The organism is Achromobacter seleniivolatilans (assembly GCF_030864005.1).
GTDB classification, from domain to species: Bacteria; Pseudomonadota; Gammaproteobacteria; order Burkholderiales; family Burkholderiaceae_B; genus Achromobacter; species Achromobacter seleniivolatilans.
Genome location: NZ_CP132976.1, coordinates 1,830,116 through 1,855,994, shown reverse-complemented (window position 1 = coordinate 1,855,994; position 25,879 = coordinate 1,830,116). Strand labels below are relative to the sequence as shown.

24 protein-coding genes and 2 pseudogenes are annotated in these 25,879 nt (G+C 60.7%); 8 read left to right on the top strand and 18 right to left on the bottom strand.

The annotated features are described in order from the left end of the window. Nucleotides 1-470: 470 nt before the first annotated feature. On the top strand, nt 471-1,397 hold the full coding sequence (locus RAS12_RS08205; RefSeq protein ID WP_306947098.1) for an alpha/beta fold hydrolase: 927 nt from the start codon (nt 471-473) through the stop codon (nt 1,395-1,397). Nucleotides 1,398-1,634: 237 nt separating this feature from the next. Here the strand turns inward: RAS12_RS08205 and RAS12_RS08200 are convergent, their stop codons facing one another. The 3 genes and pseudogenes from RAS12_RS08200 to RAS12_RS08190 all read right to left on the bottom strand — a co-directional run bounded on the left by RAS12_RS08200 (nt 1,635) and on the right by RAS12_RS08190 (nt 3,849). Further along, nucleotides 1,635-2,531, bottom strand: coding sequence for an oxidoreductase (locus tag RAS12_RS08200; RefSeq protein WP_306947096.1), 897 nt, complete (start codon nt 2,529-2,531; stop codon nt 1,635-1,637). A gap of 129 nt (nt 2,532-2,660) precedes the next feature. Continuing rightward, a pseudogene (locus RAS12_RS08195) lies at nt 2,661-2,792 on the bottom strand (transposase); the annotation flags it as partial. A gap of 64 nt (nt 2,793-2,856) precedes the next feature. Beyond that, entirely contained in the window at nt 2,857-3,849 is a 993-nt protein-coding gene (locus tag RAS12_RS08190; RefSeq protein ID WP_306947094.1) for an AraC family transcriptional regulator, read from the bottom strand. Between the two features lie 57 nt (nt 3,850-3,906). On the opposite strand from RAS12_RS08190, the gene RAS12_RS08185 reads away from it, so the two are divergent. Then, a complete protein-coding gene (locus RAS12_RS08185) occupies nt 3,907-5,154 on the top strand; it encodes an MFS transporter (protein WP_306947092.1) in 1,248 nt (415 codons plus the stop codon). Between the two features lie 447 nt (nt 5,155-5,601). Here RAS12_RS08185 and RAS12_RS08180 read toward each other — a convergent pair whose 3' ends face one another. From RAS12_RS08180 to RAS12_RS08165, 4 genes and pseudogenes are all read right to left on the bottom strand, one after another. After that, a complete protein-coding gene (locus RAS12_RS08180) occupies nt 5,602-6,027 on the bottom strand; it encodes a hypothetical protein (protein ID WP_306947091.1) in 426 nt (141 codons plus the stop codon). Between the two features lie 318 nt (nt 6,028-6,345). Beyond that, nucleotides 6,346-6,762 (bottom strand): annotated as a pseudogene (locus RAS12_RS08175) (IS3 family transposase); the annotation flags it as partial. Between the two features lie 132 nt (nt 6,763-6,894). Beyond that, the gene (locus tag RAS12_RS08170) at nt 6,895-7,584 is read right to left on the bottom strand and encodes a lysozyme inhibitor LprI family protein (protein WP_306947089.1); all 690 of its coding nucleotides are present in this window, start codon (nt 7,582-7,584) and stop codon (nt 6,895-6,897) included. A gap of 202 nt (nt 7,585-7,786) precedes the next feature. Continuing rightward, nucleotides 7,787-8,110 carry a hypothetical protein gene (locus tag RAS12_RS08165; protein ID WP_306947087.1) on the bottom strand — a complete coding sequence of 108 codons (324 nt, stop codon included), beginning with the start codon at nt 8,108-8,110 and terminating at the stop codon, nt 7,787-7,789. A 959-nt stretch (nt 8,111-9,069) separates the two neighbouring features. Here RAS12_RS08165 and RAS12_RS08160 point away from each other — a divergent pair. Continuing rightward, nucleotides 9,070-9,405, top strand: a complete 336-nt coding sequence (locus RAS12_RS08160; RefSeq protein ID WP_306947085.1) for a hypothetical protein — start codon at nt 9,070-9,072, stop codon at nt 9,403-9,405. A gap of 320 nt (nt 9,406-9,725) precedes the next feature. On the opposite strand, the gene RAS12_RS08155 is transcribed toward RAS12_RS08160, so the two are convergent. From RAS12_RS08155 to RAS12_RS08120, 8 genes are read right to left on the bottom strand one after another with little or no spacing between them, the layout of a single operon-like run. Then, nucleotides 9,726-10,553 (bottom strand): TlpA disulfide reductase family protein, encoded by an 828-nt coding sequence (locus RAS12_RS08155; protein WP_306947083.1) that lies wholly within the window; start codon nt 10,551-10,553, stop codon nt 9,726-9,728. Next, nucleotides 10,553-10,879 (bottom strand): hypothetical protein, encoded by a 327-nt coding sequence (locus RAS12_RS08150; RefSeq protein WP_306947081.1) that lies wholly within the window; start codon nt 10,877-10,879, stop codon nt 10,553-10,555. Before RAS12_RS08150 ends, RAS12_RS08155 begins: the two co-directional genes overlap by 1 nt. A 48-nt stretch (nt 10,880-10,927) precedes the next feature. Then, nucleotides 10,928-11,338: a RidA family protein gene (locus RAS12_RS08145; protein WP_306947079.1), complete on the bottom strand. Its 411-nt coding sequence runs from the start codon at nt 11,336-11,338 to the stop codon at nt 10,928-10,930. Nucleotides 11,339-11,384: 46 nt separating this feature from the next. Further along, nucleotides 11,385-12,110 (bottom strand): amino acid ABC transporter ATP-binding protein, encoded by a 726-nt coding sequence (locus tag RAS12_RS08140; protein ID WP_306951353.1) that lies wholly within the window; start codon nt 12,108-12,110, stop codon nt 11,385-11,387. Between the two features lie 14 nt (nt 12,111-12,124). Next, nucleotides 12,125-13,084, bottom strand: a complete 960-nt coding sequence (locus RAS12_RS08135; RefSeq protein ID WP_306947077.1) for an agmatinase — start codon at nt 13,082-13,084, stop codon at nt 12,125-12,127. Nucleotides 13,085-13,113: 29 nt separating this feature from the next. Continuing rightward, entirely contained in the window at nt 13,114-13,776 is a 663-nt protein-coding gene (locus RAS12_RS08130; protein ID WP_306947076.1) for an amino acid ABC transporter permease, read from the bottom strand. Continuing rightward, nucleotides 13,766-14,446, bottom strand: a complete 681-nt coding sequence (locus RAS12_RS08125; RefSeq protein ID WP_306947075.1) for an amino acid ABC transporter permease — start codon at nt 14,444-14,446, stop codon at nt 13,766-13,768. Before RAS12_RS08125 ends, RAS12_RS08130 begins: the two co-directional genes overlap by 11 nt. Before the next feature lie 10 nt (nt 14,447-14,456). Further along, complete coding sequence (locus tag RAS12_RS08120; protein WP_306947074.1) at nt 14,457-15,308, bottom strand: transporter substrate-binding domain-containing protein; 852 nt, start codon at nt 15,306-15,308, stop codon at nt 14,457-14,459. A gap of 148 nt (nt 15,309-15,456) precedes the next feature. Between RAS12_RS08120 and RAS12_RS08115 the strand changes: the two genes are divergently transcribed. From RAS12_RS08115 to gcvA, 5 genes are all read left to right on the top strand, one after another. Then, nucleotides 15,457-16,368, top strand: coding sequence for a LysR family transcriptional regulator (locus tag RAS12_RS08115; protein WP_306947072.1), 912 nt, complete (start codon nt 15,457-15,459; stop codon nt 16,366-16,368). A gap of 162 nt (nt 16,369-16,530) precedes the next feature. Then, the gene (locus tag RAS12_RS08110) at nt 16,531-17,322 is read left to right on the top strand and encodes an amino acid ABC transporter substrate-binding protein (RefSeq protein ID WP_306947070.1); all 792 of its coding nucleotides are present in this window, start codon (nt 16,531-16,533) and stop codon (nt 17,320-17,322) included. Nucleotides 17,323-17,453: 131 nt separating this feature from the next. Beyond that, nucleotides 17,454-18,107, top strand: a complete 654-nt coding sequence (locus tag RAS12_RS08105) for an amino acid ABC transporter permease (protein WP_306947069.1) — start codon at nt 17,454-17,456, stop codon at nt 18,105-18,107. A gap of 40 nt (nt 18,108-18,147) precedes the next feature. Continuing rightward, nucleotides 18,148-18,900 carry an amino acid ABC transporter ATP-binding protein gene (locus RAS12_RS08100; protein WP_306951351.1) on the top strand — a complete coding sequence of 251 codons (753 nt, stop codon included), beginning with the start codon at nt 18,148-18,150 and terminating at the stop codon, nt 18,898-18,900. 178 nt (nt 18,901-19,078) lie between these two features. After that, nucleotides 19,079-19,996 carry a transcriptional regulator GcvA gene (gcvA, locus tag RAS12_RS08095; RefSeq protein WP_306947067.1) on the top strand — a complete coding sequence of 306 codons (918 nt, stop codon included), beginning with the start codon at nt 19,079-19,081 and terminating at the stop codon, nt 19,994-19,996. On the opposite strand, the gene RAS12_RS08090 is transcribed toward gcvA, so the two are convergent. The 3 genes from RAS12_RS08090 to RAS12_RS08080 are packed head-to-tail and all read right to left on the bottom strand — an operon-like array spanning nt 19,941 to nt 25,699. Continuing rightward, the gene (locus RAS12_RS08090) at nt 19,941-21,476 is read right to left on the bottom strand and encodes an efflux transporter outer membrane subunit (RefSeq protein ID WP_306947065.1); all 1,536 of its coding nucleotides are present in this window, start codon (nt 21,474-21,476) and stop codon (nt 19,941-19,943) included. The genes gcvA and RAS12_RS08090 overlap by 56 nt on opposite strands. A 1-nt stretch (nt 21,477) precedes the next feature. Next, nucleotides 21,478-24,564: an efflux RND transporter permease subunit gene (locus RAS12_RS08085; RefSeq protein ID WP_306947064.1), complete on the bottom strand. Its 3,087-nt coding sequence runs from the start codon at nt 24,562-24,564 to the stop codon at nt 21,478-21,480. Between the two features lie 7 nt (nt 24,565-24,571). Continuing rightward, nucleotides 24,572-25,699, bottom strand: a complete 1,128-nt coding sequence (locus tag RAS12_RS08080; protein ID WP_306947062.1) for an efflux RND transporter periplasmic adaptor subunit — start codon at nt 25,697-25,699, stop codon at nt 24,572-24,574. Nucleotides 25,700-25,879: the final 180 nt, after the last annotated feature.

The following is a 25,879-nucleotide window of genomic DNA, read 5'->3' as shown; positions in this document are numbered from 1 at the left end:
CTCTATTGAGGTGAACGTTATCAATATGCCCGCGGTTTGGCATCCGCCAAATTGGGTATAGGCGTTAACTTATTTTGCGTAATCCGCTATGTGATTAGCTAGTTCCGTTCAGTCGTTACGCTGACCCAAGTGTTTCTTTACGGTCTGGGATGCGCAGTCATCGTGGTGTTGGTCAGCTGGGCGATTAAATCTGGCTGAAAACCGTGCAGCCAGATTTGAACGTGCCGCGCGCCCACGACACATAGAAGTCACCTCAGATCCACCACAAAGAGTGGGACGCCTGCACTCAGTTGAAGACGAAATCTCTCCCGACCCCAGCGGCGCAAATCAGCGGCACGATTTATCCACTCATCCCACAGCCAAATTTCAGTCTGGCACCAATTTCCAGCGCCAAATATCTGCAACGCTTCCCCCAACAAAGCCTCACAATACCTCGGGCGGATCTGGTCCCTAAATATTGGAGCTCCGATATGAAAAGTCGCTTTGCGCTGGTAATAGCGTTGTTGACTGGGTTGTTGTGCATCTCCAAAGCCACAGCACAGCCAACCTTCCCAAGCAGCTTCAAGAACCAGACCGTCACGATGGCGGATGGGGCAAAGATTTTTGTCCGATCCGGTGGCGCCGGCCCCGCTGTGGTGCTCATCCACGGGTTCGGCGACACAGGCGACATGTGGGCTCCCCTCGCGCAAGAACTCGCGAAGACGCACACGGTGATCGTGCCGGACCTACGCGGCATGGGAAAATCTTCAAAGCCCGCCGGTGGCTACGACAAGAAATCACAGGCTGTCGACATACGCACGGTTGTCACGGCGCTGAAGCAAGACAAGACCGCTGTGGTCGGCCATGACATAGGCACGATGGTTGCCTATGCGTATGCGGCAAGCTTCCCAGACAAAGTCGACAAACTGGTCGTGATGGACGCGCCCGTGCCCGGCATCGCGCCTTGGGACCAAATCATCCTGTGGCCCGCGCTGTGGCACTTCAACGCGGGCGGTCCAGACTTTGAGCGGCTGGTCGCGGGCCGCGAGCGCATCTATCTGGACCGGTTCTGGAACGAGTTTGCCGGCACGCCCTCGAAGATCGACGAGGCAACGCGCCGTCACTACACCAAGCTGTATTCCCAGCCGGGCGCGATGCGCGCCGCCTTCGCGCAGTTCAATACCATCGCCAAGAATGACGTCGCCGACAACATCGCATTCTCCAAAACCAAGCTCCCCATGCCAGTGCTCGCCATCGGCGGAGAAAAGTCCTTCGGCGACAACATGGCGATCGTCATGCGCAACGCGGCGACCAATGTGCGCGGAGAAGTTGTGCCTGGGGCAGGGCACTGGTTGATGGAGGAGAGTACGGGCGCTACGGTCGGGTTGATTGGCGGATTTTTGGCTGGGTCGAAGTAGCCCGTCGGCGCATGTCGGCTGCTAGTGGAGGGCTTCTTGGAAGCCAGGGGTCGCACCTGGAAAGAAGGGGACGTTCAATGACGTCGCTCTTCCAATCTCGCCTTGTGTCCGCCCACCGCATTTGGAGCTTGGAACAGGTTGACCTGTCTTAGGCCTGCACACAAAAATCCGGACACTCCCACCCGCAGGTTTAGACAGCAGATCACTAATGCGGATTCTCGTCGTATAGACCGCGAATCAGCCCGGCCCGTCGCTCGCGGCGGCCAGCAGGGGCACGACGACGTCGCTGATCGGCGTCGGTATGCCGTGAACCCGAGCGCGACGCGATACAACGCCGTTCCGAATATCCCATTCAAGCGGCCGACCGGCTTCGCGGTCTGTCAGGATGGACGTGCTCAAGTCGGAAGAAGACGCTTGAAACCTGGCGAGAATTTCTTGCGGCACGTCGTCGTCCAGATTGGCTCCCTCGGCACGTGCCACGGCCAGGCATTCTCGCAAATACGCCAGCGAGAGCTTGGCGATGTCGGGCCGGACAAACATGCCTGCACGGCGATGTGTGAGCGCCATGAGGCCAGCCGCCGCATTCTGAAGCAACTTGCGCCAAGCCACGGACAGAAAATCGGCGGTGATATCTACACTGCACTGAGTACCCAGAAGCCCGTCCGCCACTACGCGTGATGCCGGCGTGTCCGGCAGGCTCAGACGCGCGTCGCCCCGCAATCGTACCGAACCGTCGGCTTGAGCCTGCGCAGGGAACCACACGACCGCCGGGACGATCCTCGCACGCGGAGCGTGCAGCGCGACCCTTTCCAACTGCTCGACGCCATTCTGTAGCACGCACACGACGGTATCTGGGCGGCACAACGCCGCGAGCCATCCTGCGGCAGTCTCGGTCTGCGTCGCCTTGACCGCGAGAAAAACGAGATCCGTCTTGCGATCGATTTGATCCGGATCGGTCTGCACGGGCCCCGGAACGACGACGCGGCGCTCGCCATCCTGCAACGTCAGCTGGTCGCGGGGCGTGCGGCCGCACAACAGGTGCGGGCGGCCAATCTGGTGCAGCGCGGCGGCGATCGTGGTGCCGATGGCGCCCGGGCCCACGATGGCAATGGAGATATCTGTTGCGGTACTCATGGATTGGTTCCTTATTGGCGCGCGCGGGAAGGAACAAAAAAGAGCCTTCGCGAAATCAGTCGCGGCGTCGCGCCAAATACCTTACAGCAACGGAGCGCGAGATTGTTCGGCTCGGGCCGCGCCGATATTGAAGTCTGGCGCCAGACGGCCGATCAGCCACATCAGTTCGACATTGCGTTGGCACTCTCGCTCCAGTCGACGACTGGACTGGACCCGATTTAAGTGGCCGTAGATGTAGATCTTCAGCAGCACGGCCGGGTGAATGCTACCTGTTGCCGGTCCTGACCTTCGATGAAGCGGGGCATGTCGACTCCCGGGAGGAAGTTCAACGCGCATTTCGGCTAGAGCCTGGGGGAAGACCGGTAACACGCTTGAACGCACGGCTGAATGCTGCCTGCGACGTATAGCCCAAGCGTTCAGCTACCGTGTCGATCGGCAACCTGTCGTGCGTCAGCCATTGCCTGGCAAGACGCATCTTCAACTCGTTGGCGTAGCGCAAAGGTGGCGTTCCCACCGTGGCATGAAATCGCTCGGCAAAAACAGAGCGAGAAATATGGCACTCGCCCGCCAACTCAGCCAATTTCCAATCTCGGGCTGGTTGGCGGTGCAAGGCGAGAATGGCGCGAGCAAGCCTTGGATCGCGCAGCGCTGCGGCCAGGCCGGAGGCATTGTCGCAACCGCACTCGATCCATCCCCGAACAATCATCGCGGCGACCACTTCGGCTAATCGGGCCAGAATGTCTGCAAACCCCACGCGTCGGGAACAGATTTCGCCTTTCATCGCGGACAGAATTGGGACCATGCCCGGAAAGCGGTCGCTGTCGGCATTCACGCACATGACATCCGGCATCAGTTGTCCCAGAGCCTGCATGCCGCCAAGGTCGAACTCCATGCAACCGTAAAAGAAGATTGCGCTGGGTACGATGCTGGTACTTGGACAGGTATCCACGTCGGTCACGGAATTGCCGATCAAGGCGGCTTCAAGCGTCTCGATATCTTGTAAATCGGCGTCCTCGGCGGAAAGCCAATGATGAGCCTGCCCATGAGGCAGAAACACCGCATTGCCGGCACTCAATTTGTGCAAGCCGCCGTCCACGGTACGTAGTACGGCCGAGCCTACAGCCAAGTAGTAGAAAAAACCGTGACCAGCCTTCGCTTCAACGCTCAGTCCAAAACTAGGCCCGGTCTGCACACGCCGGTACTGCACCCCGCGCAGACGCATTCCGGTAAGCAACTCACTGATCAAGTGCGGAGGCAGAGCGTAATCGTGTGACAACAGCATCGGATTTTCTATCAAAAATTCAGTACGGAACATCATAGATCATCCCGATCACAAGTCCTAGACTGCACTCTCTGATTTTCTTGGATGAGTGCAATGCGTAGTTTTGTTGATCTTTCCAACCCCGAAGGTTCAGCCAGCCCGGTGGACATTGAGCCGGTGTCAGCCGCATGGACAGCAGTGTTCTCGCTGGCGATGGGTGTATTCGGCCTTTTGACTGCGGAGTACTTGCCGGCAAGCCTCCTGACGCCCATGGCAGAAGCTCTACGCGTATCAGAAGCAATGGCGGGGCAGGCAGTGACGGTTACTGCGGTAGTGGCGCTTTTCGCTGGCTTGCTCGTGCCCGGTCTTACCCGCAGCCTCGATCGGCGTACTGTTCTGCTGGGCTTTTCTACTTTAATGATTGTGTCCAACCTGCTGGTCGCGGCGTCGTCGGACATGTGGGTGCTGCTCTTGATGCGCGTCTTACTCGGGATCGCCTTAGGAGGGTTCTGGAGCATGGCGGCAGCTGTCGCCATGCGATTGGTACCGGCGGCGCTCCTGCCACGCGCGTTATCCATCATCTTTAGCGGCATTGCCGTGGGGACAGTGGTCGCCGTACCGTTGGGGAGCTATCTTGGCGGCCAGTTTGGATGGCGCAGCGCCTTTGTCGCAGCTGCGGCAGTGGGTGTATTGACCCTGGCGTTCCAATGGTTCACGTTACCCCGCATGGCGCCGCGCCGGCCCGCCCGGCTCAGAACAATTTTGGATGTTCTCTTGCGGCCCGGAATTGCCCTTGGAATGTTTGGCTGCATTCTGGCGCATACAGGCCATTTCGCTCTCTTTACCTATATCCGGCCGTTCCTGGAAAGCACTGCCGGCGTTGGAACGAACGGCCTGGCGCTGATGCTGCTTGGCTTCGGCATTGCGAACTTCGTAGGCACCATGCTCGCAGGTTGGCTGATGCAGCGTAGCTTATATGTCACCTTGGCTCTAATGCCGGCCCTTGTCGGTGGGAGTGCTTTGGCGATGGCGCTTTTTCCTGCCTCCATACCGGGTCAGGCAACGCTGATTGCAGCGTGGGGCCTCGCGTTCGGAGGCGTTCCCGTTGCATGGTCAAACTGGGTCGCGCGCGCCGTGCCGGATCAAGCCGAAAGTGCGGGCGGGATGGTCGTAGCGGCGGTGCAGTCCTCAATCGCCATAGGCGCCGCTGCAGGCGGCGCAATGTTCAGCCTGAGGGGCATTGAAGGCGTTTTCGTTGCAGGAGGGTGTCTCATGCTGCTTGCCGGCCTCTTCATCTGGATGCGCGTAAAAGTACCCACGCCTTCGATCGATGCAGCCGCACCGCCCGCAATTCATCTGTGACCCTGTTGCCAGAAAAGGCCACGCTCTTTGCCCAATGCACGTTGTGTCATTTTCGAATGACGTCGATGGCTGTGAGCCAAACGCGGTTGGCGAACGATCGGCCTCGGCCTAGCCGTCGCCCCTGGTGGGCTGGTACCACGCTACTCGCACCATCGTCGCGCGGCAGCAACGACGCGGTAGTAAGAGCCCGTAAAGCCTGGTGCACAGAGATCCTAGTGCAGTTGCAATAGCGAGCGCCGTGCCCGCTGACCTGGCGCAAGCCGGACTCATGGGCAGGCAGTCTGTCCAGATATACAACGCGGAGTGACCGCAGCAGTCCCCACAATGCAACACACCCAATGATGTTCATTGGGTGGTGGGGCCGTAGCTTGCTACCGATGCCGTCCCGTAGGTGTCAACCTACGTTAGGCGGGCCACTCTTTTAAAATCAATTTAACTCGTTCCAATCTATGCCGTAATTGAAAGCCGAGATTGCGAAGAGGCAGAAGAAGATGGCTTTAAATCCAAAATCTCCCCGCTCACAGCCTGCGCGATTATTGCTGCACGAATCGATCCCAAATTACTAGAGGCGTCGCTAGGAAGATTCAAGCCTTTCAGTTGTTCGGCGTATTGATTGGTAATCTCTACGACGCCAGACTTATAAATTGTCGCAACACGGTGATCGCCCTTCATAACAACCTTAACTGCATTTTCGGGGGAATTATCGGCATCAAGGCGACCAATGCCTCGTTCTACTGCTTCCGCTTTGCGCAGAGCTTCAGCCGAGGCCTCTAAATTATGAGCAAAGTTGGCGGTCGGCTTCACTAGTGGAAGATTCAAGTCTGCAATGCTGCGCGACCTTGTCGTTAAAGGTATGCCTTTGGAAATGTCCATAAAATAAATCTCCCTCTATTAAATATTTCCAACCACCGAAAAGCAGTCCGACTATTGAGACAGCCTGATCCGTCAATCGATTCTACGAACCCCTGAACAACCTTAATGCACGAAATAACGCCCACCTTTATGGCTATTTTTGCCATTGCCCCTGCGTTCTGAACAACGCGCTACCGCACAGATTGGACGAGCAGCCAATGAGCGCCGTCAAATCGCCGGCAGTATGTCGGGCGGTGAGCAGCAGATGTGTGTCATGGTCACATCCACTGTGTAGCGACGCGCTGGGCGCTATCTGAATCGTCCCAGTGGTATCGCCGCACTCAGATATTCCGGACCGATATCGCAACGAATGGCTGAAAGCTTTCCTCGCCAGTCAAGGATCTGCTTGTGCGTACGAATCACGCGCTCCGAGGGCAGTGAGAAGTCGACCTCAATGCCCAGTGCCTCGCGATTGAGATCGTCGCTCACATTGAACACTTGGAGGCTGCACCGATCAGCAAGTTGGTCATGCTTCAAGTCCACCGAACATGCCTGGTTCATATTGGTCGGCACCGTCAGTAGCTCAGGCTTTCGATTCAGCCCTTTGCGCGGCTTGATTCGCAGGGTCAGTTCGAGTTCATGGTAGATCCGGCACACACGCTTGTGATTCGTCCCGAAGCCTCAAACCCTGCGCTGATTCTGGAAGCAAAGACCAAAGCCCCAGTTGCGGTGGTTGGCTGTCGTCGAACTCAAGAAAAACTACAGGACCACAAGAGGTCGCGAGGTCGATCATCAGACGATCGGAGTGGAAACCGATCGCTTCTGGCGAGGGCGTTCAGGATGCTCGTGACTTAGGCCCAATCGTTAGTCGACAATTTCGGCTATCGATCAGCGTATCGGGAAGAACGTGCCGCCCAAGGTTCCGTTCATGTCGCAATAGGGCGGACCAGATGAACCTGCGCCGGGCGGCTGTTCCTGGACGACCAGCCCATCACCTTGGCGTTGCAGGTTCAGTACCCAGCCCTTGGTATCGACGCTCTTGACCCGCAGGCGCTCGTCCTTGGCACGGCCGGAGGCCTCGACGTTGCATGACCAGCGCCCGGTGTGCGGCTCTGCGGCCGAGCCTTCGTACAGGATGTCGCCATCGGGCTTCTTCCAGAGCGTGATCTCGCCGGAAAGGTTGCGCCATCTGCCGGTAAAGCCCTTGCGCTCGGCCAAGTCCAGCGAGGCGAGAAACGCGTCTCTGTATTTCAGGCGGGTCGCAAGTTCCTCGATCGGTTTGTCTTTGTCGAACGGTTTCTCGAAGGCGTCGTCGCGCACCTTGGTGAAATAGCGCTGGTCGCGCAACAACGCTTCGGCCGTGATGGAGTCCAGGGATTTGCGCGCTTCGTCGTAGCGCTTGGCGATGCTCGCATCGAGGGCTGCGAGTTGCGGGTTTGCGCAGATGGCTTTTTCTGCTCCCGTGCGCGCCTTGGCGCAGTCGAACGAAGGCAAGGCCTCCGGCGCCGCAGTGGCGGTCAGGGAAAATATGCACAGCGCGGCGGCGCAGGCGGCAGGGAGTATCTTTTTGATCATCATCGTGTCGCGGATGATAGCGAGAATTCGCGCAACGCAGGGGGGAAATCAAGTTCGGCAGCAGCCGAAAATACCCGTCTATCGCCTTCTCTCTGACGGAGTGCAGGAGGCCGTCGAAGTCAAGAAAGACCACGGGAGCGCAAGAGGTCGCGGGGGCGATCATCCGACGATCAGAGCGGAGACCGATCGCCCCGGGCGAGGTCGTTCAGGCGCTCAGGAAGCGCATGACTTCGGCCCAATCGTTAGTCGACAGGGCGACGTCCTCGAAGTCACCAGCTTCCTCGTCGTAGCGCGAAACGCAGAAGCGCTGGCTCCTGCCGGATTGGCGGTCGGCATAGTTGGCGTAGTCGACAAACACTTTCAAACTGCGCTCCTCGTTCTCGAACGAAGGAGCTGCATCGATGTAGCTCGACGCGTCGAAATACCCATCGGGTATGGGGGGCAGGGTTGTGATGTCGTAGTCGGGAAATTCGCGGCGCAGTCGTTCAAGGTTCATAAGGGAAGCATGTAGAGGCTGGAAGCCGGTCATTTTACGTTGCTCTGTGCCAGACGCCACGATGTCCCCCGAAATTGAGTTTGGGGTTGGCATCGCGCGACTTTGCGCAGTGTCATGCAAAGAGACTCGCACGTTGCGAAAACGTATGGCGGGAGCACCAAAGATCCATGGGCAGGCGTTGGTTTTGACTAAATAGGGTCAATGCTTTCCCGGCGAAGACCGGACATGCGCTCCGCGCCTCGACGAAAGAGCGCTTAGGCGTGGCCGCGGCCGCCATCAGCGATACCTCCGAACCAGAAATCAAGCGCCTGGTGAACCTATCTACCGCGACTGGCTAATTGGATTCAGGCGACTCAATCCAGATGATTTGGCCGGGATGGTGTTCTTCCATTGTGCTGATGGCGTCATTGAGCCGATGCCGGTCTCCATGCTTATAGATGAACCGACTTAGGTTTGGGTGCTTCAGCGCGGCGTACTTCGCTTCGGTGATCGTATCGCTGCCGCACCATACGGCGTCAGCAGGCGTCGCCGCCTTCTAAGGCAGCTTTTTTTGCTTAATCACCAGTCCCACATATTTGTGCAACAAAGTCAGTCCAATCCTATATCAGCCGTCTCTTTGGGAAGATAGCCTCGGCGGTTAACAATAACCCTGCCCGTATCCAGCGGCGTTGCATTTAAAGGTGTAATAGATGGCGAATCCGGTTCCCAGAAGCCTTGATCCTGTCGTTGAAGAGATTGTCGAAATCTACGGCCAATCGAAATCGAGCCGTTCGATTGTGGATTTAGCGAAAAAATACTCTTTTCCTGTTAGCAGGTTACGGCGCCGCCTGTCGGGCAATTATTGAAGGAGAACGCTGTTTTGCCGGTATCAACAACGCTTTAAAACTTGATTTCCGCTATAACGCCGCTTGGTGCGATGAAATTCCCGCAGACGCCGCCATGCAAGTTGCCGAGATTCGCGATTTTCTAGAAGGCATCAGGAAGTTCATACCATGAGTTTTTTTGAGTTCATGAACCAGCGCTGTCCATCATGCCGCCAGCGCTTCAAGGAGAGCGATATGCCCAGCGTTGAAAACGCGAGCAAAAATGCTCCCTTTTCTTGTCCTGTCTGCGGCGCGAAAATTGGCCCGTGGTTGTTGGGAAATCCATTTTTCCGCGTTTTCAGTGGATTCGTAGGCAATATCATTTTGTATTTATTTTCTATTGTTCTGCTGGTCTTACTTCTCGGCTGGACATGGTGGAAGTCCTTAATCCTGGTTGCCGTACTGATACTTGCCGTCACCGCATTCTGGCGCCTTTGGCCGCTAGTTCAGTACAAGGATAAATAGTTCGCGCCAACAATTGTGTGACGCAGGCAAACCCCGCTTTGCAAAGGTCGGGGCTTCGAACCGGATTGATGGAGTACGCGGAAGCACGGGCGGTAGCCGGTGGGGCCACGGAAATAGCCTTGGACACAGCCGAACCGGCCATGCATCTGCAAGAGTGGTACGCCGCTTGCGGCTAAAGGCCGATCGAGTTCGCGCAGTGGAAACACACCAATTACCGAAGCATCATTATGAGCAAGCCTTTGGGTGAGTCTAACTAGGCTCGTCACATGCACCACACGCGATGACCGCGTTGATGTACCAACCAACGGTCGGCCCCCCAACTAATCCCCCCCATCCTCATCCCGAATCGCTTCCAACCGTTGCGCCAGCGACGCCGTCGAAAGCTCCCCCACCCGCAAGTCCACCAGCCGGCCTTGCGCATCCAGGAACAACGTGGCGGGTAGCCCGCGATTGCTCATTTGGCGTGATGCGTCGCCAGCAGGATCAAGCAACACGTTTTGCAACGTCGGCGCATGCTGAGTCAGAAATTCCGTGACCGGACCCGGCGCTTCCGCCTGATTCAGAAAGACAAAATTCACGTCGGGGTTCGCGGCCTGTGCGGCCGCGAATGCTGGCATTTCACGGCGGCAAGGCGGGCACCAGCTGGCCCAAAGGTTGATGACCGTGGGTTTGCCGTGGAAGGCGTTAAGCGCCGCGGGCGAGCCATCGACCTGCTGTACAGCCAGGGCGGTCAGGGCGGAAGGCGCCTCTGGCGCAGACGCAAGCCAACGTCCGCCGCCGAACCAGACCACGCTTGCCAACGCCAGCGCGCCCACGAGCGCGGGACGCGGCGAATGGCGCCGGACGACGGCATACAGTGTGTAGAGCCAAGCGGCGCCCAGACCGATCAGGCCCGTCCAGCCGCCGTCGCGCAGATCCAGAATCTGGATCGGGTCCGGCAGATAGTGTTCACGGTATTGCCAGACAAAGGCCAACCGCGCCGCCACCAGGCCGATGACTAGCGCCCGCCACAAGTCGGTGCTCAGGTTGGCCGTGCGGTCGCGCTGCCGGTTGAGCAGGTGCGCCGCCAGCAAACCGGCTATGGCGGCGGCCATCAATATGGCCAGATCAGTGGGAAATACCAGCGGTCCGATTCGAATGGCGGGCATTACGTGGCCGCCTTGCCGACAGCAGGGTCTTGCACCTTGAAGCTGATGCCGCCGCTCATGATTTGCAGATCTTCAACCGGTGCGCTGGTGGGTAGCGGCAAGGGGCCGGTGGCGGTGAAGGCGTGGCCGGTTATGTCTTGTGTCAGCCGGTCGGCGTCTTTTAGCAACTGGCCGTTGGCCGCTTGTTCCAATTCTTGAAATAGCGCGGCGTACCGGGCAAAGCCCGGCGCGGGCGTAAAGCTGCCGCACATTACCGCGCCGGGGGACGTTTGTACGTCTGCCACGCCAATAAGATTGCCCGCGCTGTCCTTGATATTGAATTGCATGCCGCCGCCTTTTTGGATCAAGGGGAAAGCCTAGCATGCAATGCTTTGCTAGCCGGGGATGACGGCGGTCACGTCTATTTCAACCAGCCACTCGGGGCGGGCCAGGGCGGAAACGATGATGCCGGTGGACACGGGGAACACGCCTTTGAGCCAGCGGCCCATGACGTTGTAGACGGCTTCGCGATAGCGGACGTCGACCAGATACACGGTTAGTTTGCAGATGTGCGAGAGCTCGCTGCCGCATTCATCCAGCAGCATGGCGACGTTTGCCATGGCTTTTTCGGCTTGGGCGGTAACGTCGCCCACGCCGACGGATTCCCGGGTGTCCAGGTCTTGGCCGATTTGACCGCGCAGGAATACGAGATTGCCGGCGACAACCGCCTGGCACAGATCGTTGTCCAGTTGCTGCTCGGGGTAGGTTTCACGCGTGTTGAATTTGCGGATGCGGGTGTGCGCCATGGTGTGGGTCTTTAGAAAGGGCCGGCGCGCGGGCGCCGGACAGGGGTCAGTGAGGAAGAATCTTCGAAAGAAAACGCTGCGCCTGCGGGCTGGCAGCGTCTTGGAAGAAACGGTCTGTGGGGCTGTCTTCGATGATGGCGCCGTCTTCCATGAAGACCACGCGGTTGGCCACGCGCCGGGCAAAGCCCATTTCGTGCGTGACCACCATCATCGTCATGCCTTCTTCGGCCAGCTCCACCATGACGTCCAGCACCTCGTTGACCATTTCGGGGTCCAGCGCGGACGTGGGTTCGTCAAACAGCATGGCCATGGGGTCCATGGACAACGCGCGGGCAATCGCCACGCGTTGCTGTTGCCCGCCCGACAGTTGGCCCGGATGCTTGTGCGCGTGGGCAGATAAGCCGACGCGTTCGAGCAGGGCGGCGGCTTTGGCGCTGGCCGTGGCGATGTCGCGCCCCAGCACGATCTGCTGGGCAAGCGTCAGGTTGCGCGTGATATCCAGATGGGGAAACAGCTCAAAGTGCTGGAACACCATGCCGACCTTGGTGCGCAGCTTGGGCAGGTCCGTGGTGCTGGTGACCGAGTCGCCGTCAATCAGGATGTCGCCCTTTTGTATGGGTTCCAGCGCGTTGACGGTCTTGATCAAGGTGGATTTGCCCGAGCCGGACGGCCCGCAGACCACCACGATCTCGCCCTTGCTCACCTGGGTGGAGCACTGCTTGAGCACGTGGTGGCTGCCGTAGTACTTGTCCACCCCGCGGATTTCGATGATGGGCGTGGAGGCGTTCATTTGTCGTAGTGCCCTGCGCGGATGGAAGCGCCGATCAGGTTCAGGATCAGACGCCCGGCTGTAATGCACGAGATCTGGTTCAGGTCTTTCTCCGGCTGGATTTCCACGATGTCCATGCCAACAACGCGGCCCTTGCGCACCAGGCCATGGATCAGCTTGCGCGCCTGTACGAACGTCACGCCGCCAGGGGCGGGGCCTGCGACGGCGGGCATCGTGGCCGGGTCCATGCCGTCGGCGTCGATGGTCAGGTAGTAATTGCCGCCGTCCGGAATGCGTTCCAGCACGGCGTCCATGCCCACGTCGTGCAGTTCATAAGCGGTGACCAGTTCGGCGCCATAGGCGCGCGCCGCGATCAGTTCTTCGGGCCGGCCGCTGCCTTGGGCGCGCAGGCCAATCTGGATGATGCGGTCGACGTGCGCCATTTCAGAGGCGCGGCGGATCGGGCTGGACAAGCCGTCGCGCACGCCGTTGACGTCTTCGCGCCAGTCCAGATGGGCGTCGATATGTACTAGCGTGATCGGCCCTTTCTGATCCAGGCCGCGCAGGATGGGCGTGGTGATGCCGTGGTCGCCGCCCAGCACGATAGGCACGGCGCCAGCTGCGGCGATGCGGCGCACGGCGGCTTCGGCGCGTTCGTAGTGTTCGCCGCGGGGTTTGGACAGGTCTGGAATGATGTCGCCGCAATCTACGAAGCGGATGTCTTCGCGGCCTTGCAGCAGGGGGCCGTCGATATCGAAGTCGTAGTGGCCGGGACGGCGCACGACGCGGTCCGTGGCCTGACGGATGGCGGTGGGCGCGTTCGTCTGGTCATTGCTGAAGTCGGCGGCCGAATAGGGCGAGCCGTAGGGCATGCCCAGCACGGCGATATCGGCTTGCAGATTGTCCAGGTCCAGCGCCAGTTCCGAATACAACAGGGTAGGGTGGCCGGTGCGGGGGGGGACGGTATAGGTGCTCATGTTTGGATGTCCTTTTGTAGGAATAGGGATCAGGTCTGGTGCGTGCTGCGGCGCGCTGCGGTTTCCAGGCGGCGCCCGATGCTGGCCATCAGCACGCTGCACAGCCAATAGATCAGCGCAGTCGTGCCCAGCACCTCTAGGTAAGCGAAGGTGTTGGCGGTGAGCAGATTGCTCTGGTAGGTCATCTCGGGCAGGCTCATCACCGAGAAGATCGCCGTGTCTTTGAACATCATGATGATCAGGCTGGTGGCGGGCGGGATCAGGAAGCCAAAGAGTTGCGGCACGACGATGTGGCGCTGCGTCTGCCAGTACGTCATGCCCAGCGACAGGGCCGCGCTGCTTTGTCCGCGCGGAACGCTTTGCAGCGCGGCACGCAAGATTTCGCAGAAGTAGCCGCCCGTGTAAAACGCCGTGCAGCCAATGGCGACTGTCATGGCGGAAGCGGGCACTCCGATCTTGGGCAGTCCGAAGAACGACAGGTAGACCAGGATCAAAAAGGGGATGTTGCGCACCAGCTCCACATAGCCGAGCGCAATGGGGCGCAACGGTGTGCGCGATTGCGCCGCATAGGCGGCCAGCGTGCCGATCAGCATGCCCAGCGGAATGCCGATCAGGCTGACCAGCGCCGTGATCCGCAGGCCCTTTAGCAGCACGGGAATGGATTCCCCGACGATGGAAAGATCAATGGGCATTGGGCAGCATCCTGGATACGCGGCGTTCGCACAGCCGCGAGACGGCCGAGATGCAGAACAAAATGATGAAATACACGGCAGCGGTCACCGTGAATACCTGCAAGGGCAGATCGCTTTGCAGTGTGGCGTTGCGCGCCACGGTGGCCAGTTCCGGTACCGCAATAATCGACATCAGCGACGACGCCTTGAGCAAGATGGTGAGTTCGCTCGTCAACGGCGGGATCGCCCGGTAGAACACCTGCGGCAGCAGCACATATCGCCAGATCTGCCGGCGCCTCATGCCCAGCGCGCGGGCTGCGGCGACCTGACCGCCGGACAGCGTGCCGAGGGCGCCCCGCAAGATTTCCACGATGTAAGCGCTGGTATTACAGGCCAGCGCGCCGATGCCTGCTGCAATGGGCGACACCGAAATGCCCAGCAGGGCCGGCACCACGTAGTAGGCGATCAGCATGTGGATCAGCGCGGGCGTGCCGCGAATGGCGCTGACCCAGAGCATGACCGCACCGCGTACCGGCGAATAGGGCGACAGGCGCGCCAGCAGCAGCACGACCCCCAGCACGATGCCGATGGCGAACGCCGCCACCGACGCCGCAATGGTGATTGCTGTGCCTTCGACGACGCCGTGCAGAAATGGCGCCAGCGCGCCATTTTGATTCAACCAATCCAGCATGGCGGCGCGCTCAGATGGCGCCGTCAGGCAGGTAGTTGGAGCGCGGCGTGTCCATGGCGGCTCCGAACCATTTCTTCTGCAGTTCCAGCAGCTGGTTCGATGCCCGCAATTCGTCGAAGGTGTCGTTGATGAACTGGCGGATTTCCAGGTCTTTCGGGTTGGCCACCCATGCCAGCAGCTTGGCCTGGCCGATTTCGCCGGCGATGCGGAAGGCGCCCGGCTGCTTGCGCATTTGGACGGCGGCGATGTTGGACGGCATCAGCGCCACGTCCACAGTCTTGTTGGCCAGTGCGTTGGAGACGTCGGGATAGGCCTGGAACAGCTTGGTATCCGCATAACCCTTGCCGGATTGCTCTTTCAGGCGCTTTTCGAATTCTTCGGCCACCGGCTGGGAAGACGATCCCATCTGGGTGCCGATGATCTTGCCGGCGATATCTTTGTCTTGTTTGATGGACGCGTCGTCTACCCGCACCATCAGCACCGATCTGACCACGCCCACGGGTTGGGTGAACGCAAAGCGCTTTGCGCGTTCCGGCGTGATCCCCACGCTGGTGGCCACAAAGTCGAATTTGCGGGACATCAGGCCTGGCAACAGGCCTTGGAAGGGCAGGTTCATTTGCTCCAACTCGACGCCCAGCTTTGCGGCCATCAGTTGCAGCACGTCGTGGCCATAACCCACCACCTTGCCGTTTTCGACAAATTCGAAGGGTTCGTAGGCGGCCTCGGTGCCCACTGTCAGCTTGCCGCGCTTCTTGATGTCGGCAAGCGAGCCGCCTTCTGCGAATGACAGCGACGGCAGGGCCAGCACGGCCCCCGCAGCGAGGGTGGTCGTGACAAAGCGCCTTCTGGACAGGTTCAGCATGATTTTTTCCCTTGTTGTGTGATGTATTTCGCCGCCAGGCCGTTGGTCCCTTGCGGGACCCGCTGCGGAGTCTTTGCCCCGTTGGCGCTAGCAGTTCAGGAAACTGTATCCCTGTGAATGGGTCATGAAAAATGATTTTTTTAGTGGTATGGTTTCAAAATTCAATACCTTTCAAAACGGAACGACCTTGGCCCGTCCCGAGTTCACCGAACGCGATTTGCGCTCATTGCGAATCTTCTGCGCTGTCGCCCAAGCCAATGGCTTCGCGGCGGCGGAAAAGCAGCTGAATATGTCCAAGGCGTCCATCAGCCGTCACGTGCGCGAGGTCGAGGAAACGCTGGGAGTGCGGCTGTGCGATCGCGGCCCATCGGGTTTTGAACTGACGCAGGCAGGCAAGGTGGCGCTGGAGCTGGCGCGCGATGCGCTGAAATCCCTGGAACGCATCCGGCCCGAGATCGACGCGGTGCGTGGCGTGCTGTCGGGCACACTGTCCATCGGTATGGTCGAACACGTCATCACCGATGCCGACTGCCAGATTCCCCGGGCGTTGGCCGCCATGCGCGAAGAGGCGCCTGATGTGAAGGTGGAACTGACCGTCATGACCTTCAACGATCTGGATCAGGCCCTGCGCGAGCGGCGGGTTCAGATCGCCGTGCGCGGCATGTACCGCAGGGAAGGCGGGTTCAATTACCAGCGGCTTTTTGTCGAGCGGCACCGGGTGTTCGTGGCGCGGGGCAGTCTGGCCCATGCCCGCGAGCTGCCGCTGGTGTACCGGTCGCATCCCTTTGTGCACGACGCGCTGGGCGCTGGCGGATTTCCGCGCGGCCCCGAGGCCACGGGACTGGAGGCCATTGCGATGCTGGTGTCGTCGGGGCACTATGTGGGTCTGCTGCCGCAGCACTATGCTGATTCGGTTTCGCGGCGCCATACCCTGACGCCGCTTCCCGATGGGCCGGTGTACGAGAACACCATCAGTGCGATCACCGAGGTGTCCCGGCCCGGCACAAGGGCCGTGGAATTGTTCCTGCGGCTGCTGGATCGCTTTCATCCTGCGCCTTAGTTGGCCCTTGGTCGGCCTGCAGTGCGCTGAATCGGACCACATTACCGGCCCGCCAGCCCGGCGCGGCAGCCACATCTGCCAGTGACGCTAAAATGGCGGCTCTTGGCTGCTAGTCCAGCCCATCCGGCAATCTTCATTCTTGCGCCTGGCGCACCCATAACTATGAAAAAACTGACTGCTGTTCTTCTCGTGTCCGCAACCACGATGCTGACCGCTTGCGGCCCCAGCGACAACGCGTCGACCGCGGGCGCACAGGCGCCGGCCGCCGTCAAAAAGGTTGTCGTGGGTCTGGATGACAACTTCCCGCCCATGGGTTTTCGGGATTCGAGCAATCAGATCGTTGGTTTTGACGTAGACATGGCCAAGGAAGCCAGCAAGCGCCTGGGTCTGGAAGTTGAATTCAAGCCTATCGACTGGAGCGCCAAGGAAGCCGAACTGAACGGCAAGCGCGTGGACGTCCTGTGGAACGGCCTGACCATCACCGAAGAGCGCAAGAAGAACATCAGCTTCACCGCGCCCTACATGGCCAACCACCAGATCATCATCGTCGGCACCGCGTCGCCCGTGAAACTGAAGAGCGACCTGGCCGGCAAGGTCATCGGCGCGCAAGACGGCAGCAGCGCTACCGACGCGATTGCCAAGGACCCCGTGGCCGCGCAGATCAAAGAAGTCAAGAAGTTCGGCGATAACGTCACCGCATTGATGGACCTGGCGGCCGGCCGTCTGGACGCCATCGTCGTGGACGAAGTGGTGGGCCGTTACCTGATCAGCAAGCGCGCGGGTGAATACCGCGTTCTGGACGAGAACTTCGGCACCGAAGACTACGGTGTTGGCGTGCGCAAGGACGACACCGAACTGTTGGGCAAGCTGGATAAGACGCTGGATTCGATGAAGCAGGATGGCACCGCCAGCCGCATCGCCACCCAGTGGTTCGGCGCCAACATCATCAAATAAGCGGCGTGCGGCGCCCCTGGCCTGTCAGGCGGGGCGCTGACTCATTGCTTGTCCCACAGCCCGCTGCCGCGCCCTGGCGCCAAGCGGGCTTGCTCATGAAGACTCTTGCCGCAAGCGGCGCGACCCACTGAATGGACTACGTACTCTCCCTGTTGGGGCCTATGGCGGAAGGCGCGAAAGTGACCTTGACGCTGTTTTTCATCACCCTGGCCCTGGCCGTGCCCTTGGGGCTGGTGCTGGCGCTTGCGCGCATTTCGAAATGGCCGCTGTTGAGCCGCCTGGTCAATGGCTATATCTGGCTGATGCGCGGCACGCCGCTGATGCTGCAAATGCTGTTCATCTACTTCGCGCTGCCATTCGTGCCCGTGATCGGGGTGCGGCTGCCTGACTTTCCCGCTGCGGTGGTTGCGTTTGCGCTGAACTACGCGGCGTACTTTGCCGAGATTTTCCGCGCAGGCATTCAGTCGGTGGACCGTGGCCAGTATGAAGGCAGCAAGGTGCTGGGCATGACCTATCTGCAAACGCTGCGCCGTATTGTGCTGCCGCAGATGGTGCAACGCGTGCTGCCGCCCATGAGCAACGAAACCATCACGCTGGTGAAGGACACGTCGCTGATCTACGTGCTGGCGCTCAACGACATTCTGCGCACCGCGCGCGGTATCGTGCAGCGTGACTTCACGACGACGCCGTTCCTGGTTGCCGCCGCCTTCTATCTCCTCATGACGCTGGTTCTGACGTGGTTCTTCCAGCACATGGAAAAGCGCTATGCCAAATATGACCAGTAATCCGACGTTCGCCGCACAGGTGCAATTCGGCCGCCCCGTCATGATCGAGGCGCGCGACATCGTCAAGTCGTTCGGCGCCAATCGCGTGCTGGATCGCGTGTCGCTGACGCTGAACCAAGGCGAAGTCGTGGCCGTAATCGGCCCGTCCGGCTCGGGCAAGAGCACGTTTCTGCGTTGCCTGAACCACTTGGAGACCATCGACGAAGGCAATATCGATGTCGAAGGCGAGACCCTGGCGCGCGCCGTGCCGGGCGGCCACAGCCGCTACGCGAGCGATGCAGATGTGCGCCGCATCTGCCGCAAGATGGGCATGGTGTTCCAGTCGTTCAACCTGTTTCCCCACATGACGGTGTTGCAGAACATCATCGAAGCGCCTTTGACCGTCAAGGGCATGACCCGCGCGCAAATCATTCCCAAAGCGGAAGAACTGCTGCGCAAGGTCGGTTTGCTGAACAAGCGCGACAACTATCCGACGCGGCTGTCCGGCGGCCAAAAGCAGCGCGTGGCCATTGCGCGTGCGCTGGCGATGGAACCCGACATCATGCTGTTTGACGAACCCACGTCGGCCCTGGACCCGGAACTGACAGGCGAAGTGCTGCGCACCATGAAGCAACTGGCCGACGAGCGCATGACCATGCTGGTCGTTACCCACGAAATGGGTTTTGCCCGGGAAGTGGCGCACCGCGTCATCTTCATGGACGAAGGCCGCATCGTAGAAGAAGCGCCGTCCGCCGAATTTTTCCGCGCGCCGCAGCAGGAGCGCACCCGGGAATTTCTGGCGCATATGCTCTGATTTCCCATTCCGTTCGGCTTGGTGTTGATCAAAACAGCCCGCTTGGTAAGCGGGCTGTTTTGTTTTTAGTTTTACTATTTCTTCGGTATGCGGAATATCCACAAATATCAGCTAAATAATGCATATTCCATGGTATTTTGACGCATTCAAGAAAATAGAATTTCTAAAGGAATGCGTCATGGGTGCCGTCCTGCCTTTGCTTGCTTTGCGAGCCTTTACCGAGACCGCTCGTCTGGGCAGCCTGAAGGCTGCGGCCGAGGCATTGGGCGTGACGCCCGGGGCGGTCAGCCAGCAGATACGCTTGCTGGAAGATCGGCTGGGTCTGGCGCTGTTCGTGCGCGAACGTCACGGCGTGCGCCTCACGCCAGCCGGCGCCAGCGCCTATCCGGGGTTGTTGCGCGCCTTCGACCAGATTGAAAAGTCTTTATCTCTGCTGGAATCCTATTCCGCCCAACGCACATTAACCATCAGCACGGTGCCGTCGTTCGCTTCGTCCTGGCTGGTGCCGCGCATCGGCCGGTTCTCTGCATTGCACCCCGATGTCGAAGTTCGGGTTGAGGCATCGTCCAAGCTCGTCGACTTCAAGCGTGACCGTATCGACGTCGCGTTGCGCCACGGCCTGGGGCATTACCCGGGGTTGGCAACCTTCCGGTTGATGACGCCCGTGCTGCTGCCCGTGGCAAGTCCCGCGCTGCTGGCAAATGGGCCGGCCATTACGTCGCCCGAGGATTGCCTGAAATACCCCTTGCTTCAGGATTCAGATCGCGCCGATTGGGCGTTGTGGTTGCAAGCGCATGGGGTGGAGGCGGGCGCTGGCGCCGAGCGAGGCCCCAGCTTTGAAGACGACCTGCTGTTGCTGCGCGCCGCAGGCACGGGGCAGGGTATAGCCCTTGTTCAAGACACCCATGCGCGGGAAGATCTGGAATCCGGCCGGCTCGTCATCGCGCTGGACCGGCCTTGGCCCGCGCGCTTTGCGTATTACATCGTCAGCCGGCCGGATGCCGTGACCCGGCCGGAAGTGCAGGCGTTCATCGATTGGGTCAAGGCCGAAGCAGCAGAGTCGGCGCAGGTGCCGTCGATGCTTGCGGCGCACTGACTCGTGCAGTAGCCGCCGCACCGGGCACGGGGGCGTCCCAGCCTCCGCCCAAGGCGCGGATCAGTTGCACCGTGGCGCGCGCCCGTTCCCCGTCCAGCCGTGCCGTGGCCAGTTGCTGCTGCAACAGGGTCCGGTCGGCGTCGATGACATCCAGCTGCGTGTGAGTGCCGGTCTGGTACTGCAGGCGGGACAACTCGGCAGACCGTTCCGCTGCCTTCCGAGCGTTGTCTTGCGCCGCTTGCTGGGGAGCGAGCAGGCGCAGGGTGGCCAAGTTGTCTTCCACTTCCCTGAAGGCATTCAGCAGCGTCTCGCGGTAGCGCGCCACCTCTTCTTCAAAAATTGCCTGGGCCCGGTCGGCATTGGCCTGACGTTTGCCGCCGTCAAAGATGGGCAGGTTCAGCGCGGTGCCCAGAAACGGACCCAACAGGAAGGTGCGGCTGGACCAATTGAACAGCTGGCTCAGTTCGGTGGATTCAAACCCGGCCTCACCTGTCAGCTCCAGCCTGGGGAAGAAAGCGGCTTGAGCAGCGCCAATGCGGGCATAGGCTGCCGCCATGGCGCGTTCAGCGGCGGCAATGTCAGGCCGGCGCTCTAGCAATGCCGACGGCAAGCCGGCTGGAACGGCAACGGTGATGCGGGTCAAGGGTTGGGGCGGCAGGTTGAACTCGGCGGGCGCTTTGCCCGCCAGGATAGCCAAGGCGTGTTCGGCGTTGGCGCGCTGCCGTTCAGCGCCCAAGGCGTCGGCACGGGCACTTTCCCATTCTTGCCGGGCGCGCTCAAGATCCCGCTCGGCCGCGTCGCCGCCTTCAAACCGGACGCGGGTTAACTGATAACTGCGTTCCCGCAATTCCAGCGTGCGCTGGTAGATGTGCTGCTCGGCGTCCAACTCCCGAATCAGAAAGTAGGCGTTGGCCAGATCGGCTTGCAGCGTCAGCAACGTCAGACGGTACAGCGCGCTTGTGCGGTCCATGTCGGCGGACGCCGCGCTGACCGTCGATGCGACCCGGCCAAACAGATCAGCCTCGTAGGCCACGGAGCCTTCGGCTCGCCATAGCGTCGAATGCGCCGCAGCGCCGCGATCGCCGTCGCCCGATGACGCGGGAGACTGACGTTGGCGCGTCGGGCCGAAGCCCACGCCGATTTGCGGAAATAACGACGCCCGCGCCTCCCGTTGCTGGGCGCGCGACTGCTGCAATCTTGCATAGGCGGCTTGCAGCGTTGGATTGACGTCCTGCAAGTTGGCTTGCAGGGCATTCAGCACGGAATCGTCAAACAGCGTCCACCATGCGCCACGCAGAACGTCGTCAGCAGGCGTTGCGGGTTTCCAGGCTCCGTCGGTATCGGCCGGCGCGTGCTTGTAGTGAGGCGGGATCATGCCGGTGTCGGGCGCATAGGCAGACGGGGACGCGCAACCAGCCAGCGCCAGGGTCAGCGCCGCCACGGTCAGGCGAGCGGGGGAACGAGTGAATACGGAATGCATATCAAGGGTTTCCGGGCAAAGCGGGAATCTGGTTGGCGGCGTGGTCAGGCCTGCCCGCAGCAGGCGCGCTGGCAAGGTCTCGGCCGAAGCGCGCGTAAACGGCGGGCAACACAAACAGCGTGAACAGCGTGCCCACCAGCAGTCCGGCGACCAGTACGGTGGCGATCGCCCGCTGGCTGCCTGCGCCAGCGCCATTCGCGAACAGCAGCGGCATCAAGCCGCCCACCATTGCCGCGGTGGTCATCAAGATGGGGCGGATGCGGGTGGCGGCTGCGGCGCGCACGGCTTGCACGCGGTCCAGGCCCTTGGTTCTTTGCTCGATATTGGCGAATTCGACGATCAGAATGCCGTGTTTGGTGATCAGGCCAATCAGAGTGACGAGTCCAATCTGCGTGTAGATATTCAACGTGCCGAGTCCGAAGAACATGGCTGCCAATGCGCCGCACGCTGCCAACGGGACGGTGGTCAGAATCAGCACCGGATCGCGTGCACTTTCAAATTGCGCGGCCAGCACCAGGAAGATAAAGACCAGCGCAAAGGCGAAGGTCAGGGCGAAGCCGCCTTGCTCTTGCAGGTATTGGCGTGATTCCCCCAGGAAGCTGGTCTGGAACCCGGCGGGCAAACTGGCGGCTTCGTTTTGCAGGAACTCAACCGCTTGGCCCAAGGGCACGCCCGGCGCGGGAATGGCGACCAGTGTGGCGCTGTTCAGCTGGTTGAATTGGGTCAGCGCATTGGCCTCTACGCCTTGTTCCAGCGATACGACCGTAGAGAGCGGCACCTGGCCACCGGTGGCCGTGCGGACGTGGAACAGGTCCAGCGATTCGGCCGTCAAACGCAGGTGGCGGGGAGCCTGCGGGATCACGTCGTACGAGCGGCCCTGTGCTCCAAATCGGTTGACATAGGATTCCCCCACCAGGCGAGCCAGGGTGTCACCGATCTCCTTCATGTTCAGTCCCAGGTCGTGCGCCTTGGACCGGTCAATCCGCACCAGGGTGGTCGGATTACTGAAGATCAGGTCGGAGTCCACGAAAATGAATTTGCCGCTGTGGCGGGCAGCTTCTTTCACCTTTTCCATCGCCTCGTATACGGCATGGTGGCTGGCAGGAGAGGACACGACAAATTGCACGGGAAACCCGCCGATAGAGCCCGGCAGGGGCGCAGGCAAGAAAGCGGATGCCGCGATGCCTTCGATGCCGGGCAGGGCGGCTTGCAGGTCGGCCATGATGGTGGCGGCGTCGCGTTGGCGGTCGCCCCAAGGCGTCAGCATGGCGCCAGCCCACCCCTTGTTGAGCGCGCCGCCGCTACCCGACACCATGTACACGTGGGCGGCTTCTGGCAGGGCCAGCAATGCGGCCTCTACACGCTTTGCTTCGCTTTCCAGAAACTCCAGGCTGCTGGCCTGCGGCGCCTTCATGTCGACAATGATTTCGCCCTGATCTTCAGCGGGTACCAGCTCCGATTGCAAACCATTGAACAGGATGGGCAAGCTGGCGAGCACGCCCGCGCCGATCAGCAGGACCAGCCTCGTATCGCGCAGCAGACGGCCCAGCATGCGGTCGTAGGCGCTGACGAGCCTTGCGGTGGCGTGTTCTACCGCGACGGCGTAGCGGCTTGGCGTTTGGCGGCGCAATAGCTTCGAGGCCACCATGGGAGATACGGTCAGGGCAACTACGGCAGAGACGGATACGGCCGCAGCCAGTGTGAACGCAAATTCGCTGAATAATGCGCCCGTCAGCCCGCCGATCAATCCCAACGGGGCGTACACGGCGACCAGCGTGGCGGCCATGGTCAGCACCGGGCCGACGATTTCACGTGCGCCATTGATGGCGGCATCGCGCGGGGATTCACCTTCTTCCATGCGCCGGTGTACGTTTTCTACCACCACGATCGCGTCGTCCACGACCAGGCCAATGGCCAAAACCATTGCCAGCAATGTCAGCAGATTCAGGCTGTAGCCCAATGCCAGCATGATGGCGGCTGCGCCTAGCAATGACAGCGGGATGCTCAACACGGGCACGGCTACCGCGCGTACCGAGCCCAGGAAGATGAAAATCACCAGAACGACTTCCAAACTGGCGATGCCGAACTTGCCCAGAACATTGTTGATTGCGGCGTCGATGAAGACGGTGACGTCGTAGGGAATCGCCATCTTGGCGCCGGCAGGCAAGTCCAGGTCATTCAAGATGCGCCGTGCTTCGCGGGATATCGTCAGCGGGTTGCCGCCGGGGGTCGCCATGACTTCCAGGAACACGGCGGGTTCGCCGTTCATGCCGGTGATCTGGTTGCGGCTCTGGGCGCCAATTTCTACGGTGGCAATGTCTTCCAGCCGCACAAGGCTGGCGCCACGCTTGACGACCAGTTCACGAAAGCCTTGGACGCTGTCCAGGCTGGTGTCCGCCCGCACGTTGCTGACCACCAGCGCGTCACGCAACTGGCCGGGCGCGGCCTGGTAGTTGTTGTTTTGCAGGGCCGATTCAACGTCGGCGGTGGTGATGCCGTGGGCGCCCATGCGCAGCGGGTCGAGCCAGATGCGCATCGACAGTGCCTGCGAACCCAGCACGTTCACGGCGGCAACGCCATCAATCGTGGTCAGCATGGGCCGCGCGACACGCAGCAGATAGTCGGTGATGCCCGTCAATGCCTGCCCCTGCGGCGCGGTGAAACCTGCGTACACCACTCCGATTGCACCGGGGGACTGGCGCTGCACTACCGGGTCATAAGCGTCGTCGGGCAGTAAATATCGAACCTCATTGACCTTGGCCAGCACCTCGGTCAGGGCAGTGTCGGAATTGCTGTTCAGCCGCAGGTAGGCATTGATGGTGCTGCGGCCCTGGTCGGACGAGGACGTCAGGTACTCCACGCCTTGCGTGGTGGCTACGGCCTGCGCCAGCGTCGTCGTGACAAAGCCCTGCATCAGTTCGGCGGATGCGCCCGGGTATTCCGTGGTGACCGTGATTACGGCGCTTTCGATGCGCGGGTACTGGCGCAGCGGCAGATCGAGCAACGCGCGCAGTCCGATCAGCGCGATGAGCAGCGCGAAAGCGGTGGTCAGAACGGGGCGGCGGATGAAGAAGTCGGTGAATGACATGGCGGGCTCAGTCGGCTTGGCGCACAAGGACTGGGGAACCGTCCTGAATGTTTATCTGGCCCGCGACGATGACGAGTTCGCCGTCGCGCAGGCTGGTACCCAGCAATGCGACCGAGCCATCCTGGCGGGCACCGGACTGCACAGAGATCAATCGGGCACGGGCGTTGCCGCCGTCGTCTTGCACGGCAAAGACCGTCTCGCCGGCCAGGCTGCTCTGCACGGCGGCCGCAGGCACGGTGACCGTGGCGGGGCCGGACGGCAGTGTCACGCTGATAGGCGTGAAGGCGCCGGGCCAAACCTTTCCTGCCGCTTCCGGGCCTAGCGTGGCGCGTAGCCGCAGGGCGCGATTGCCCGCATCGATCTGCGGATCGATGGCGGTAAGCTTGCCCGTCAAAGGCGCATCGGCGCTCCCTTCGCTGGCGATGGATACGTCCAGCCCCAAGCGCAGAGCGGACCGGTAGCGGTCCGGCAGCGTGAAGTCCACGTGCAGCAGTCGCGTGTCAGTCAAGGTGGCGATAGGCGTACCGGCTTCTACATACTGGCCAAGGTTGACCTGCCGCACGCCCAATGTGCCTGTGAACGGCGCGCGCACCAAGCGGTGGGCGGCGTCTTCCTCGCTTTGCGCGACTTGGGCCCGGGCTTCAGCGTAGGCGGCCACATACTGTTCGTAATCAGCGCGCGACATGGTTTGGCCATGCAGACGCTTGGCGCGGTCCAGATTGGCTCGCGCCAACATGGCCGACGCGCGGTGACGTTCCAGTTCGCGTTGAATGGGGGCGTCGTTCAATTGCGCCAGCGGCGTGCCCGCCGTCACGTGTTGGCCGCTGGTGAAGTGGATTGCCGTCACGCGGCCGGCGATTTCGGGGGCGACCAATACTTGGTTGTCTGCCACCACGGTGCCAATCGCTTGCAGGCTTATTGGCACGGCCTTGATATGAACGGGGGCGGCCACGACTGGCACTGGCGCTGCGGCGCCGCCCGTTGCCGTTTGCGCCGCGATGGCGGTTTTGCGCTGGGTATCGTAGAAATAAAGGCCGCCGATAGTAGCAAGCACAAGCAGGGCAGCCAACGCGAGCTTGCGATTGGCCGCCCCGCGAGTAGGAGAAAAATCAGGATGCTGAGACATGAGTTCCATTTACATGATCAATGTAGTTTGGCTAAATCCAGAACTGGAATGATCAGGAATGGTAAGTAAGCAATCCGAGATTAGAAAACGATAAGTTCTTAGTTTAGGAGTTAGTTTTTCTAACCTTTATTTTTGAGCGGCTGGCTGGACTCATTTGCGGGTTATCGTGCTTCAGTTCTATCGACAAGG

Bases quoted from the DNA above. Each gene is read 5' to 3' on its own strand.
- gcvA (WP_306947067.1), top strand. From the start codon at position 19,079: ATGGGTGCCGTCCTGCCTTTGCTTGCTTTGCGAGCCTTTACCGAGACC.
- RAS12_RS08085 (WP_306947064.1), bottom strand. From the start codon at position 24,564: ATGTCATTCACCGACTTCTTCATCCGCCGCCCCGTTCTGACCACCGCT.
- RAS12_RS08165 (WP_306947087.1), bottom strand. From the start codon at position 8,110: ATGACCGGCTTCCAGCCTCTACATGCTTCCCTTATGAACCTTGAACGA.
- RAS12_RS08185 (WP_306947092.1), top strand. From the start codon at position 3,907: ATGCGTAGTTTTGTTGATCTTTCCAACCCCGAAGGTTCAGCCAGCCCG.
- RAS12_RS08115 (WP_306947072.1), top strand. From the start codon at position 15,457: ATGGTTTCAAAATTCAATACCTTTCAAAACGGAACGACCTTGGCCCGT.
- RAS12_RS08170 (WP_306947089.1), bottom strand. From the start codon at position 7,584: ATGATGATCAAAAAGATACTCCCTGCCGCCTGCGCCGCCGCGCTGTGC.
- RAS12_RS08090 (WP_306947065.1), bottom strand. From the start codon at position 21,476: ATGCATTCCGTATTCACTCGTTCCCCCGCTCGCCTGACCGTGGCGGCG.
- RAS12_RS08125 (WP_306947075.1), bottom strand. From the start codon at position 14,446: ATGCTGGATTGGTTGAATCAAAATGGCGCGCTGGCGCCATTTCTGCAC.
- RAS12_RS08120 (WP_306947074.1), bottom strand. From the start codon at position 15,308: ATGCTGAACCTGTCCAGAAGGCGCTTTGTCACGACCACCCTCGCTGCG.
- RAS12_RS08180 (WP_306947091.1), bottom strand. From the start codon at position 6,027: ATGGACATTTCCAAAGGCATACCTTTAACGACAAGGTCGCGCAGCATT.
- RAS12_RS08110 (WP_306947070.1), top strand. From the start codon at position 16,531: ATGAAAAAACTGACTGCTGTTCTTCTCGTGTCCGCAACCACGATGCTG.
- RAS12_RS08105 (WP_306947069.1), top strand. From the start codon at position 17,454: ATGGACTACGTACTCTCCCTGTTGGGGCCTATGGCGGAAGGCGCGAAA.
- RAS12_RS08160 (WP_306947085.1), top strand. From the start codon at position 9,070: ATGAGTTTTTTTGAGTTCATGAACCAGCGCTGTCCATCATGCCGCCAG.
- RAS12_RS08155 (WP_306947083.1), bottom strand. From the start codon at position 10,553: ATGCCCGCCATTCGAATCGGACCGCTGGTATTTCCCACTGATCTGGCC.
- RAS12_RS08135 (WP_306947077.1), bottom strand. From the start codon at position 13,084: ATGAGCACCTATACCGTCCCCCCCCGCACCGGCCACCCTACCCTGTTG.
- RAS12_RS08080 (WP_306947062.1), bottom strand. From the start codon at position 25,699: ATGGAACTCATGTCTCAGCATCCTGATTTTTCTCCTACTCGCGGGGCG.
- RAS12_RS08150 (WP_306947081.1), bottom strand. From the start codon at position 10,879: ATGCAATTCAATATCAAGGACAGCGCGGGCAATCTTATTGGCGTGGCA.
- RAS12_RS08130 (WP_306947076.1), bottom strand. From the start codon at position 13,776: ATGCCCATTGATCTTTCCATCGTCGGGGAATCCATTCCCGTGCTGCTA.
- RAS12_RS08205 (WP_306947098.1), top strand. From the start codon at position 471: ATGAAAAGTCGCTTTGCGCTGGTAATAGCGTTGTTGACTGGGTTGTTG.
- RAS12_RS08190 (WP_306947094.1), bottom strand. From the start codon at position 3,849: ATGATGTTCCGTACTGAATTTTTGATAGAAAATCCGATGCTGTTGTCA.
- RAS12_RS08100 (WP_306951351.1), top strand. From the start codon at position 18,148: ATGATCGAGGCGCGCGACATCGTCAAGTCGTTCGGCGCCAATCGCGTG.
- RAS12_RS08200 (WP_306947096.1), bottom strand. From the start codon at position 2,531: ATGAGTACCGCAACAGATATCTCCATTGCCATCGTGGGCCCGGGCGCC.
- RAS12_RS08145 (WP_306947079.1), bottom strand. From the start codon at position 11,338: ATGGCGCACACCCGCATCCGCAAATTCAACACGCGTGAAACCTACCCC.